Here is a 12,355-nt window from a genome sequence, read left to right on the forward strand (position 1 = left end):
CTTGCTGCCTCTGATCGCAAAATTCGCCAGAAAAACACCGCCTAAATACGGTCTGGCTCCTTTGAATGTACATTGTTAAAAGATTTTCTAATAATTCGACAAAAATCTTGATTAATTTCTGGAATTCTGTTTAATTATAGTTGATTAACGATTGTGTATGGGGGTGACCATTCCAATTTGAACAAGGAAATGATTCTTTCTGCAGCGGAAACGAATACAGAAATTACGATACATCTGGTGAGCGGAGAGTTCTATACCGGAGTTTGCCATAGAACCGACGACCCCCGGACATTCGTTATCGTTTCTAATGACCGTAAACCTGTCATCGTCCCCTTTTGGACCGTCAAACGCGTTCAATCGGTTCATTCATAAAGACTCTGCCAGTTATACTGGCAGAGTCTTTCTTTAATATGATTGAATTCAATCATTTTCAGCGAAGCTGAATGAATCCCGCTGCTTCCTCAATCCGCAGAAATAACGGGCGCTCGTCAGGTGTACGGTTGGGAGCATGGAGGGTCAATACAAGCTTACCGTCAAACGTCCGGAATACCATGCCATGTCCTCCGTCATTCCGATACAGCGCTTCCGGCTGATGAATCCATGGTCCGGTGACGCCCCCTGTCGCCGAGCGCGCAACCCCCAGCGCATACCGGTTGTCGATAAAGCTGGCCCACAGCATGTATACATGGCCGGATTCACCGCGGAACAAAAAGGGGCCGTCCGTGACATAATTGACCGTTTCCTTATATCGCGGCGACTCGTAGGGCGTCGTCCACGGCGCTTCAGATGCCCGAAACAGCGTGACTGGTTCTCCGGCCGGCTCGGATAAATCGCTGCTCAATCGCATCGCGCACACTTCACCGTCCCCGACCTGCTGCCATTCGTGGCAGAAGATCATCCATGGCTGCCCTTCTGCGTCCATAAATAAGCTCCCATCCAGTGAGCTCCAGGCTTCCGGAGTGACAGGGCCGCTGCTGTGAGGCACGAACGGCCCCAGCGGACCGGGTGACGACAGAACCGACGTGCCAAGACGCCCATTGTCGCGCCGGCGAAACGTGGCGAACATATAAAACTTATCGTGCAATGCATTAACCTCAGGTGCCCAAAAATTCGTATCGGAATAAAAATCGGCTCCCGGCCTGAATACAGGGTACGGCCCGTCCCATTCCTCCAGATCGTTGCTGATATAGGCGTCGAATCCGGTTCCAGGCCCCCAAATGTTGGCATCCGTGCTCCCGTATAAATAATATCTGCCTTCCTCGCGGAGGGGTAATACAAACGGGTCCCGAATCTGAATCTCCTTCCTGTTCATAGCAAGACCTCCTTAAGAATATGTCGGACAAATGATGCCAACATCTCTGGTTTGTTTCAGTTCTCCATCGCCGTATTTGAGATACTCATTTCCTTTGACCGAAAAAGGGATGCTCCTGCCTTCCCATTCCAATCGGCCATCAACCGTCCGCACACTCATTCCAAGAATGCCCCGCAGGTTTCCCTCCCGGTCCGTAATGACCCGGACGCCGGAAGGGAAGTTCATATAGGCTTGACCCTCCCGGTAAATGACCGACTTGTCACGCAGATTGACCAGCTCGTAGAGCACCCTGTCTACGGATCGTGCATAAGCCGTCTCGCCGGCGACCTCCTCTCCATGATCCATCGCAGACGGGAGAAGCCCCGTGAACCAGATTTCCCCATGGGGTCTAGGCAGGATTCCGCAAAGCCGTTCCACGTAGTCGAGCAGGCACAAGATGGCAGGCGAATAGGCTTCGGTAAAGCCCTCTTCCCCTGTCCAGGGACTGACGGTCTGCGCGAAACGCTCGGCCCTGGCCAATGAACACAAGATCGGCTGCATGGCCCATGTCAGCTCGACATGCCGGTGATGATGCTCAAAAGCATGCGGAGCCCGGATCAGGCTGAGGAAGTTGGACGGCCCCGCCCAGCTGTTGTAGCTGGAGAACGGGTCGAACCGCGGATCATCCATCGCAATGGAGGTGAACGGATATTTGGCAAAAAACTTGCGTGTGTTCAGCAAATATCGCGACAGCATGTCATCAAAAAATTCACGGTCACCGACCTCGCATGCGAGTACGCGCAGCAGAATATCGGACTGTACGCGGACAAATCGGTCCTGACGGTCACGATCGTAGAAAAAGGCGTCTTCCTCGTCAAAACAGTACCGGAAGAGGCTGTCAGCACTCTGCTTAGCTTTGGAAATCCACCCCTCGCCAGGCAAGCCCAGCTCCTCGGCGATTTGGGCCAAATACAAACGCTGACAATATACGTTCGCCGTAAGGTCCGGCGCCAGGAACGGTAAAACCGGCGAACCGGGATCGAACCGGCTCGGATCGCCCTGGTATGGCGTGTCCGGCACATGCCAGAAGCGCGGCGACAGATCATGGCCCGTATCGAAAGCCGAAAATGCCTCGACACAGCCGGTCCCCCGGGTATTACGATGAGCAGCCAACCAGACATCATAACGTTCCATCGCCTGGTACATCATCCGCAGAAACGCATGGTCCCGCCCTTGCAGCAAATAATGATTCCAGACGCTGCGGGCAAGCGGGGTAACAAGCTGGATTTGGCGGTACGCTGGCCCATCACCCGTAATTTTATAAGGGAGCAGACCATCGGCCCGCTGGTGCAGCGCAAAGGAGCGGAACGTCGATTGCGCCACGCTCGGCAGGAAACGTGATAGCAGTTCCGCGTTGATCGTGCCGGTGCTTTCGAGCCAGCAGCCAAGATAAATCCCTCCTTCCTGCAGCATCGGTACGCCGCCAACAATTGCGATGCAGTCAAGCAGCCTGCGAATCGCCTTGTAATAGACAATTTCAAGCTTGCCTTTGGATGCGGCAAACCGGACACCGCTCCGTCTCCACTCGGCAGTAACATCTAAGTCCGGCGCTTTCCCGGGCTCACCAATCCGCTGTTCCACGTTCACCGCCCTTAATTTATCTAACAGCGCTTTCTCATCCACGATCGTTTCCTCGCTTTCTATGTTTCTTCTATCAGAAAAAAGCCCCGCCAAGTCTCTGCCGCAGCGGATGACCTTTCGGGGCCATTGATTATGGGATCGGCGTCATCGCCGGATCTGCCGGATGCTGCCGGATACTTACAGATTGCTTTGGAAAATTTTTACCGTTCCCGCATAGAAGTCGGACACCGCTTTATCCACGTTTTCTTTCCCGAAGCCGATCAGCTGGACCGTATTATCCGCAAGCTTGATAAACTCGGCGTTCCCCGGCGGGTTGTAGCTGATGGCAAAAGGCTCCTTCTTGTTCGCATCGGACACGCGGCTCGTGAAGTCATAGACGATTTTGTCGGCTGCGCTGGCCTCGGCCTCCAGCGTCTTGCGGCCTTCCGCCGTCACCGGAACGCCCCGGTTGCTGCCCAGTATTTTCACAGCCTCCGGATCGTTGATCCAGAAGTCCATCAGCTCGGCCACTTCCTTCGGATGCTGGGTCTTCGCGTAGCCGGACATGCCCTGGCTGGATTCAAACACCACGCCGGTGCCTTTCGGTCCGCGCGGTACCTGCACCATCGTCAATTCATCCTGGGTCAGGCTTTGGTACGAGGCCAGCATATTGGAAGGTAGCAGGGTCATTGCTACTTTTCCTTTGATGATCAGTGACTTGCTCGCATCATTCGGCGGATTGGAGACCTGAAGCTCCGGCGTGACTACGCCTCCTGCCTTAGACGTTTGGTCCCAGTACTGGAACCATGGCAGAATATCGGCTTCCTCAAAACCAAGCTTGTTGTTTGCCATGTCATACAGCTGTTTGCCGTTCTGCTTCAAATAAATATCCATGCCGTCGGTCGTGAAATTGTAAGTCCCATAGTAGCCTTTACCCAGCTTATCGGAAATTTCCTTGCTGATCCGGGCGTAATCTTCCCAGTTCCAGCCATCCTGCGGCACTTCGATGCCGGCTTTCTCAAAGAGCGTCTTGTTGATAACGATCCCGCGGGCGTTGGCGCCTGCTGAAATATGAACCAGCTTGCCGTTGATCGTTCCGTACTGCACCATCGTTGTGTCCATATCGTCAAGCTTCAGCTCATTGCCTTTATAGGGCTGGAGATCCAGCAGAACGCCCTTGTTGGCGTAGTCCACCACATTGCCTCCTAGAAAAAATACGTCTGGTGCCGTTCCCGAAGCCAGCTGCGTATTCAGCTTGTCAAAATAACCGTCCTGCGGTGAGAACTCGCCCACGACTTTAATATCCGGATGCTTCTGCTCGAACAGCTCAAGCGCCTTATTCGTCAAATCCGCCCGCGCCTGGTCCCCCCACCACATCATCCTAAGCTCGACCTGGTCACCTCCGGAACCTCCTTCTCCGCCGGACCCGCTGGAAGCGGCCGGGCCGCCCGAACTGCCGCATGCCGACAGCATCACAGTCATGGACGCCAGCACAGATATGAACCATCTTTTTTTCATGTTCCATTTCTCCTTCGTCGCTATAAGTTTATGGAGCGTTTGCATAATTCTCGGTTTTGCCCCAGACATCTGCTCTCCTCATTTCGGTCTTAACGGTCCCACTACATCGTTATTTCAGCCCTGTCGTCGCGATGCCTTCCAGGAAGTACCGCTGGAACATCAGGAAAATCAGCGTGATCGGCAGCAGCGACAGCACGGAAATGGCGAGCAGCGCCCCCCAATCGGATGAGCCCGACGGATCGTACAGCGCCCGGATGCCGAGCTGCACGGTAAACAGCTTGATATCGCTGATGTAAATCATCTGGCTGAAGAAATCGTCCCACGTCCAGATAAACGTAAAGATCGCAGTTGAGATCAGCGCCGGGGTCAGCAGGGGTAGAATGATCCGCAGGTACAGCTTGCCCTGGCCGCAGCCGTCGATCGTCGCGCTCTCGTCCAGCTCCCGCGGGATGCCGCGAATGAACTGGACCATCAGCAGAATAAAGAAGGAATCGTGAGCCAACCATTTGGGCAGGATCAGCGGCGCAAACGTGTTAATCCAGCCCAGCTTGCTGAAAATGATATACTGTGGCACAAGCGTCACATGGTACGGCAGCATGATCGTTACCAGCATCAGCGCAAACCACACCTTTTTGAGCTTGAAATCCAGCCGGGCAAAGGCATAGGCCGCAAGCGAGCAGGTCACAATGTTACCCAGCACGCACAGGATGGAGATGAGCGCCGAGTTGCCGAAAAAGCGGCTGAAGGATACGCCTTGAAAGCCCTTCCAGCCATTTTTGTAATTATCGAACGTAAAGGTGTGCGACCATAAACCGGTATCGGTAAAAATCGCTTGATTTGGCTTAAAGGAGCTGCTGAGCAGCCACAATACGGGATACAGCATAGCCAGTCCGACCAGGAGGATCAGCACGTGCCTGATCGCCTTGGAGTAAGTTCCTTTCACCGTCAGCATGGCTTATCTCCCCCCTTTCCCGTCGCCGTAGAACACCCAGAAGCGCGACGTGGCAAAGATAATGCCCGTAAAGACGGCGATGATGAGCAGCATGATCCAGGCCAGTGCCGATGCATATCCCATATCGAAATAGGAGAAGCCTTTCAAGTACAGGTACAACGTGTAGAACATCGAGGCATCCAGCGGTCCTCCGTGACCGTCGCCGATGACGTAAGCCGGCGTAAACGCCTGAAACGAGTTGATAATGCTCATGATCAGATTAAAAAAGAGAACGGGCGTCAACATTGGCAGCGATATGCTGAAAAACTGGCGTATTTTCCCGGCGCCGTCCACTTGGGACGCTTCATACAGATCGGCCGGCACCTGCTTCAGGCCCGCTAAGAAGATGACCATCGCCGAGCCAAACTGCCAAACTGACAGCGTAACGATCGGATAAATCAGGTAATCCGGGTTGGCGATCCATGCCGGTCCCTCCAAGCCGAACCAGCCCAGAAACGCATTAATGACGCCTTCGCTGTCAAAAATTTGCCGCCAGACGATGGAGATGGCGACGCTTCCTCCAAGAAGGGACGGGATGTAATAGACGGTGCGGTAAATGCCCAACCCGCGAATTCCCTTATTCAATGCCAGCGCCACGAGCAGCGCAAAAATGATACGGAGCGGTACGGACAGCAGCACGTACACGAATGTCAGCTGCAGCGAATGTGTAAACGTCGCGTCATTCGTAAAGATCTGCTTGAAATTGGCGAAACCGATCCATTCGGGTGGACGCAGCAAGTTGTATTTGGTCAGCGACAAATACAGCGAACCGAGCATCGGTCCGAGCGTAAGGCAGAAAAAGCCGATAAGCCAAGGCAGCAAAAAAGCGTACGCCGTACGGTTGTGCGAATGGATCGGCAGCCTGCGTGATGTTCGCATCGCGAATCCTCCTTCTGATGTTGGTAAGAACATCATAAGCAAGATGCGGCACGCGCTGAATTCTATTTCTTCGGCACTTCGCTATCAATTTTTTCAGGTAACCTCTCTCGGTAATCGGAAGGAGAAACGCCGTAAATCTTTTTGAATTTCGAGCTGAAGTAGCTGGCATTGCTAAAGCCCGTAAGTTCGGCTATATCCCACAGGCTGAGCTGGGTCTCCTCCAGCAGCCGGATCGCCTGCGTCATCCGCACATCGGTCAAGTACTGAATGAAGGGTCGCCCGACCCGTTTCTTGAACAGTTCCGAGAAATAAGAAGGATGATAGTTAAAACGGGCAGCCATATCGCTCAAGTTCAAGTCTGATGCATAGTGGTCATCAATATAGCGGCGGACGGATTCAATCAGGTTGACATCGGCAGCGTCAGCGCCTTCTTCGCGCTGTCTGGCGATTTTCCGGGCGATCCCTGCAAGGTACGAGTACGCCTTATCCATCGAATCCAATGAATAGGCCAACTCCGGCCGGATCCACAGTTGTTCTGCACTCTCGATCGTGATTAGCAAATCGCTCGCTGCCGACTCCAGAGCCAGGTACAACTGAAAAATGACTTTCACCCTACTGGCCGCAGGCCCTGTAAAAGCCAGCTGGAGAATGGGGCGGACGGCCTGATCAAACGCAGCATATTCACCTTTGGCCAAGTACCGTTCGATGACTTTGATTTCATCCGCGCTTATGGACGCTTTGTCGGTGGATTGGAGATGGGTCTCGGCCGGCAAACGGCTGTCAGCATAGTTCCAAGCCACAAGCGTTGAGAGGTAGCCGTCTTTCCAACCCTTGAAGCCTGTTACGGATTGGCCGATGCCGAAGCCCAGCTCAAATCCAAGCATTCGCTTCACTTCTGACCGGAGGTGATCTGCAAAAGAGTACAGCCATTCCACGGACTCTGTGGTGACCACATGAATCAGCCCCGGATAATGCCCGTCCCGGAACGCCTCGCAATTTCCGGCTGCGTCGTCTGCCTTTTCACGGCAGATCATTTCCAGCGGGAGGAGGAATTGGTCGGGTGCCCGATCCGGCGCATGTCCGATATCTCTCACTTTCAGGCCGAGGGTCATAAAGCGTACTTGACGCTCATCCCACCCGCCAAGCCCGAATCTGCGGGCGTGGTCCGTAACGGCGCTCTCCGGCCCGGATTCCCAGCGGACGAGCCGGAGGATAAATTGCTCCTTCATCTCCCTGTAATATTGCGACAGCTCCCACTGTGTTTTAGCCTCTAGCTGTGCTTTATCCCGTTCCCGTTTCAGCTCGGCGGTGACGTTCTTCAGGACGGAATTCAGCTCATCGCGGGCAACCGGCTTCAGTAAGTATTCGCTCGCCTGGAAGCGGAGTGCGGCCCGAGCATACTGAAAGTCCTCATAGCCGGTAATGACGATGACCCTGACGTTCGGGCAGCGTTTCCTGCACACTTCCATAAACTGCACGCCACCCATCAGCGGCATGTTCATGTCGGTAAGAACGATCTCAATGTCACCGTTCTCCAGAAGGGACAGCGCCTCCGCCCCGTTCGATGCTTCGCCGGCCAGCGCAATGCCAAGACCGTCCAAATCCATCTTGAGCCGCAGACCCTGACGGATCTCCGGTTCGTCATCCACGATCAATAAACGATACATCGTTATGCACCTCCCGGATCGGTAACATCAGTTCAATTCGCGTTCCCCCGCCGGGCTTTGAGTCCAGATGAGCCTCAAACAAAGAGCCATAATACAGCCGGCACCGCGCAAGTACGTTCCCGAGTCCGATCTGCCGTTCCCTGCTGGCCAGAATTTGGTCCGGCCTGGCGGCGGCCGCTTCACTCAGCACCTCTCGGATTTGTTCCTCCGTCATCCCGGGTCCGTTATCGGTGACGGACATAACCACATGGCTGTCCCTTCGGTATACCCTGACGGATACACGCGCTTCCGTCCGATGCGCAAAACTGTACTTTACGGCGTTCTCGAGCAAAGGCTGAAGGACAAACTTGACGCAGGCGGCATGCTCCGGCAGGCCGTCCTTTTCCACGGACAGCCAGAGCCGGTCCCCGAAGCGGATGCGCAGGATGGAGGCATAATCATGAACGTATTTCAGTTCCTCCTTCAAGGCAACCAAATCGTCGCTGATCCGCAAGCCAAAGCGCAGCATTTTGCCGAGTGACTCAATGACCTTTACGGTATCGTCCGTACGCCTCTGCATCGCCAGGCTGCTGAGCAGCTCCAGTGTATTGAACAAAAAATGCGGATTAATCTGCATTAGCAGCGCTTTATATTCGGCCTGCTGCCGGAGCAGCTTCAGCTCAAATTCGTTTTTGATATGCTGCCGCAGCCTTCCGATCATGTTGCGGAACGTCGCTGTGGCAAAGCCGACCTCATTACGAATGGTGCCTTCCAGAGGCAGTCGGCTCTCTGCGCTGTCAAAATCACCCCGCTGCACATGCCGCATGGCGGAAACAAGCCTCGACAGCGGCCTCGTAATCCCGTTCGACAGCCAGAAGGCGATGAACAGCGAGATCAGCAGCAGCGCGACCGCCAGCACCATAATGCTGTTGCGCAGCTTAAGTAGCGGCGCGTACAGGTCGCTCTCCGGAACGATGCCGACAAGCATCCATCCGTTTTGATCCAGCTTTTTGTAAACGAGGATTTGCGCTTCACCCTGGCTGTTCCGGAAATAGACGACGCCCTGCTTGCTCCGCCCTGCCTGTGCCTTGGCGACCTCGTTCTTGGAGAGACTGGCGCTCGTTTCATAATCCGCTTGGGTCAGGAGCGGGCTGCCGTGCTGATCGATTAAATACATCGTCCCGCTCTCGCCCAAATGGATCCTGCTCAGCGGCTCCAGAAAATAATCGGCACTCACGTTGACCTTCAGCACCGTTTTCGCCTGCTTCGGTTCAAATGCCCCGATCGGCATCAGCATGCTGACGACCGGATGGTCGCTGCGGCGGATTTTCAATTCCACATCGTCGGTGTGCGCCGGCACCCAGCGGACCGTCTCGTCCCGAAACTGCCTGTACCAGGACTGATCCAGAAAGGAGCTTTCCTTGATGACCTGGTTGTCCATGCTGACCCACACGCCTTCCCTGCGGTACAGCGCGACCGATGAGATGCTGGTATAACTGTTGGTCGTCTGCGTCAGAAACTTGCTCATCTGGATATGGGCAAGCATCTTCTCCCCTTCCGTTGCCGACGTGTCCGATGCGATGTTATCCCATGTATCGGTCTGGTCGCTGTTAAAGACCAGGGAAGCCAAGTCGTAAATTTGCGTCTGCACCATATCGATGTAGGAACCGTATTCATTCATTTTCTCGAGCGCGGACGATTCAATATAGGAACGGATAATCGTTCGTGATTCGTTAAAAATGAGAAGGGACAATGCACCGAACGACAAAACGAACAACAACACGAAAAATAAGATCAGCCTGCTTCTGAGCGAGTAGAACATGACGAACCTTCCTCTCGTTATTTTGACAGCGCTTTCTCGCTACTGCTGAACACATCATACCAAATCAGGTTCATCCTTGTGTGCCATACCCTTCCAACACTCCATTTCCGGCAGCAGTAAGTCCCCGGACCATCGGCGAAAATGACAAAGACACTGATCTTTACCGGTCAGTGTCTTTGTAACTCTTACCGCACCGTGAAGCCAAAGGCCACCCCGGCTGCCGCTCAGGTGGCCTCGCCCCTTATCCGTGGAGCATATTACTTTGCCCCGTAAAACCTTACCAGATCGTCGACTTTCACCGGAAGTCCGGTGGAGATCGATTGGTTGGCGGCAATGCCCGTCAGGATTGAGCGCGCGCCGTCAATATGGTCCGCCGCCCGGTGGAATTTATCTTCCACAGGCACGCCGAAAATGTCGTTCAGCAGCACAGGATCGCCGCCGCCGTGCCCGCCGGCCCCTTCCTCGAAGTCCGCCTTGTAAGGCTCGCCGAACATGGGGAATACCAGGATATTAACGCCCTTGATCGCTCCTTCCAGCGCTTTGTCTCCTCCGGAATTGACATAGGATTGCTCGATTACCGTCATTTCGTTCCGGCCCTTGGTGCCGTTAAAGGCGATCCGGTATCCTTCCCACGGCATGTAAGCATTCAGCGAATAGGTCAGCTGCGCTTTATTTTTGTACCGGACCATAACGCTCATCGTATCCTCGATCGAAATCCCGTCGCCAAATACGCTTTGATCCCGGCGATAGCCGTCCTCCCACTCCGCGTCGAGGTACATTGCTTTCAGATGCGCGTTGCTGTCGAGCGACAGCGCAAACGGATCGTCCTTGGCGTTCGGATGGCCTGTGGCACGGTCATAAAACTTGGTGATTCCGCGCTTCTCAGCATTTTCCCGCCCGTAAAACAGCAGGTTTCCCATCGCATAGACGGTTTCCGGCTCGGATCCGATCCAGAAATTAACCAGATCGAAGTGGTGGGTCGACTTATGTACAAGCAGTCCGCCGCTGTTGCGCTTGTCCCGATGCCATCTGCGGAAATAATCCGCGCCATGCTGCGTATTAAGCAGCCACTCGAAGTGAACCGACGTCACATCCCCGATGGTTCCGTCTGCAATCAGCTCTCGGGCTTTCGTATGATGAGGCGCATAACGGTAGTTGAAGGTGACCCGAACGTTTTGTCCCGTTCTCTCCACCGCGTCGAGAATGTCCTGGCATTTGGCCGCGTCGACCGTCATCGGCTTTTCCGTGATCACGTCGCAGCCGAGCTCCATCGCCCGGATAATATAACGGTGATGCGTACGGTCTACGCTGGTTACGATGACGAAGTCCGGCTTCTCGGTCCGGATCATCTCGTCAAAGGCTTCGGTTTTATACGTTCGTACCGCGTGATATTCGTACTTCTCCGTCAGCAGCTTGTTGGCATAATCCATACGAGTCTGGTTCACGTCGCAAAAAGCGAGCAGCTCCGCCGACTCCCGGAAACGCTGGGCAATCGCACCATAAAAGAATTCCGCTCTTCCGCCTGCTCCGACCTGCACATAAGTTTTTTTGGCCATATCATTCCCTCTCCTTCTATGAATCTGTTTATTTGCAGATTACTGCAAAATTCGCTTATTGTCCCCGCATTTTATGCTAGAATGATGAAAATCCCGCATTTATTGCGCATGTGGAGGATCGATTATGGCTTTACACCAGGAGCTGCGGTACGGAAACGCGTCCGATCCCTTTTCAGTAGAATATAACCGACGCAAAGGACACTTCTCCATGTCGGAGGATCATATGCACAAACATTATGAGCTGTATTATTTGTTTGGCGGCGAACGCTTTTACTTTATAAAAGACCGGGTATATCGGGTCCGGTCCGGAGATTTGGTGTTCATCCCGGGTAATGAAGTGCATAAAACCTCGGACACCGGTGTGCCGAACCATGAACGCATCGTCATTTATGTCAACGAATCGTATTTCGAGCCGCTCCAGCCGGATGAGGCCGAGCTGCTGCTTGCTCCGTTCCACGGTCCCCACCGCGTGGTGCATTTACCGGATCAGGACAAGCTTCGGATCGAGCAGCTGCTCTATGAAATGCTCCGGGAGATCCAGGAAGAGGCTCCCGGTTACCGGATGGCCGTCCGGCATGCTGCGGGACAGGCATTGCTGTTTGCGGCCAGGCAGTCCGCAGCGTACAAGCAGGGGGCGCCCGAAGACACGGTCTCTCCCGCCGCAGCCCGCATGAACGCCATCGCCAGCTACATCTCGGAGCATTACCGGGAGCCCCTGACTTTGAGCGGCCTGAGTGAACAGTTCTACTTGAGCCCCAGCCATCTGAGCCGGTCGTTCAAGAAGTATACCGGGTTTGGCCTGATCGAATATATCGGCATTACCCGGATCAAGGAGGCCCAGCGACTGCTGCGCGAAACAGACGAACGCATCATTCGGGTGTCGGAAGATGTGGGGTTCGAGAACTTTTCGCATTTTGAAAAAGTATTCAAGTCGGTCACGCGGATGTCTGCCCGCAGCTACCGCTCCGGTTTTCGGCGCAGGGAATGAAGCCGACTGGCTCCAGGCGTTCTCGTTCTAACGAAGGTGATCGC

General features: G+C 54.3%; 9 protein-coding genes. 1 reads left to right on the forward strand and 8 read right to left on the reverse strand.

The window, feature by feature from the left end; genetic code table 11:
- Positions 1-430 precede the first annotated feature (430 nt).
- The 8 genes from C7820_RS09055 to C7820_RS09090 all read right to left on the reverse strand — a co-directional run bounded on the left by C7820_RS09055 (position 431) and on the right by C7820_RS09090 (position 11,323).
- Positions 431-1,312, reverse strand: coding sequence for a glycoside hydrolase family 43 protein (locus tag C7820_RS09055; protein ID WP_116230675.1), 882 nt, complete (start codon positions 1,310-1,312; stop codon positions 431-433).
- Positions 1,313-1,324: 12 nt separating this feature from the next.
- The gene (locus C7820_RS09060) at positions 1,325-2,974 is read right to left on the reverse strand and encodes an MGH1-like glycoside hydrolase domain-containing protein (protein WP_116230676.1); all 1,650 of its coding nucleotides are present in this window, start codon (positions 2,972-2,974) and stop codon (positions 1,325-1,327) included.
- A 135-nt stretch (positions 2,975-3,109) separates the two neighbouring features.
- Positions 3,110-4,429 carry an ABC transporter substrate-binding protein gene (locus tag C7820_RS09065; protein ID WP_116230677.1) on the reverse strand — a complete coding sequence of 440 codons (1,320 nt, stop codon included), beginning with the start codon at positions 4,427-4,429 and terminating at the stop codon, positions 3,110-3,112.
- A gap of 109 nt (positions 4,430-4,538) precedes the next feature.
- Positions 4,539-5,381 (reverse strand): carbohydrate ABC transporter permease, encoded by an 843-nt coding sequence (locus C7820_RS09070; RefSeq protein WP_116230678.1) that lies wholly within the window; start codon positions 5,379-5,381, stop codon positions 4,539-4,541.
- Positions 5,382-5,384: 3 nt separating this feature from the next.
- Positions 5,385-6,299 carry a carbohydrate ABC transporter permease gene (locus tag C7820_RS09075; RefSeq protein ID WP_116230679.1) on the reverse strand — a complete coding sequence of 305 codons (915 nt, stop codon included), beginning with the start codon at positions 6,297-6,299 and terminating at the stop codon, positions 5,385-5,387.
- A 62-nt stretch (positions 6,300-6,361) separates the two neighbouring features.
- On the reverse strand, positions 6,362-7,966 hold the full coding sequence (locus C7820_RS09080) for a helix-turn-helix domain-containing protein (RefSeq protein ID WP_116230680.1): 1,605 nt from the start codon (positions 7,964-7,966) through the stop codon (positions 6,362-6,364).
- Positions 7,941-9,767, reverse strand: a complete 1,827-nt coding sequence (locus C7820_RS09085) for a cache domain-containing sensor histidine kinase (RefSeq protein ID WP_116230681.1) — start codon at positions 9,765-9,767, stop codon at positions 7,941-7,943. Before C7820_RS09085 ends, C7820_RS09080 begins: the two co-directional genes overlap by 26 nt.
- Before the next feature lie 257 nt (positions 9,768-10,024).
- A complete protein-coding gene (locus C7820_RS09090) occupies positions 10,025-11,323 on the reverse strand; it encodes a Gfo/Idh/MocA family oxidoreductase (RefSeq protein ID WP_116230682.1) in 1,299 nt (432 codons plus the stop codon).
- A gap of 124 nt (positions 11,324-11,447) precedes the next feature.
- Here C7820_RS09090 and C7820_RS09095 point away from each other — a divergent pair, with 124 nt between their 5' ends.
- A complete protein-coding gene (locus C7820_RS09095; RefSeq protein ID WP_116230683.1) occupies positions 11,448-12,311 on the forward strand; it encodes an AraC family transcriptional regulator in 864 nt (287 codons plus the stop codon).
- Positions 12,312-12,355 lie beyond the last annotated feature (44 nt).

The sequence above is a fragment of the Paenibacillus sp. VMFN-D1 genome (assembly GCF_003386155.1).
In the GTDB taxonomy this organism is placed as follows: Bacteria; Bacillota; Bacilli; order Paenibacillales; family Paenibacillaceae; genus Paenibacillus_AQ; species Paenibacillus_AQ favisporus.

Excerpts from the sequence above, each read along its gene's own strand:
- C7820_RS09075 (WP_116230679.1), bottom strand. The coding sequence starts at position 6,299 with ATGCGAACATCACGCAGGCTGCCGATCCATTCGCACAACCGTACGGCG.
- C7820_RS09085 (WP_116230681.1), bottom strand. The coding sequence starts at position 9,767 with ATGTTCTACTCGCTCAGAAGCAGGCTGATCTTATTTTTCGTGTTGTTG.
- C7820_RS09070 (WP_116230678.1), bottom strand. The coding sequence starts at position 5,381 with ATGCTGACGGTGAAAGGAACTTACTCCAAGGCGATCAGGCACGTGCTG.
- C7820_RS09080 (WP_116230680.1), bottom strand. The coding sequence starts at position 7,966 with ATGTATCGTTTATTGATCGTGGATGACGAACCGGAGATCCGTCAGGGT.
- C7820_RS09065 (WP_116230677.1), bottom strand. The coding sequence starts at position 4,429 with ATGAAAAAAAGATGGTTCATATCTGTGCTGGCGTCCATGACTGTGATG.
- C7820_RS09055 (WP_116230675.1), bottom strand. The coding sequence starts at position 1,312 with ATGAACAGGAAGGAGATTCAGATTCGGGACCCGTTTGTATTACCCCTC.
- C7820_RS09090 (WP_116230682.1), bottom strand. The coding sequence starts at position 11,323 with ATGGCCAAAAAAACTTATGTGCAGGTCGGAGCAGGCGGAAGAGCGGAA.
- C7820_RS09095 (WP_116230683.1), top strand. The coding sequence starts at position 11,448 with ATGGCTTTACACCAGGAGCTGCGGTACGGAAACGCGTCCGATCCCTTT.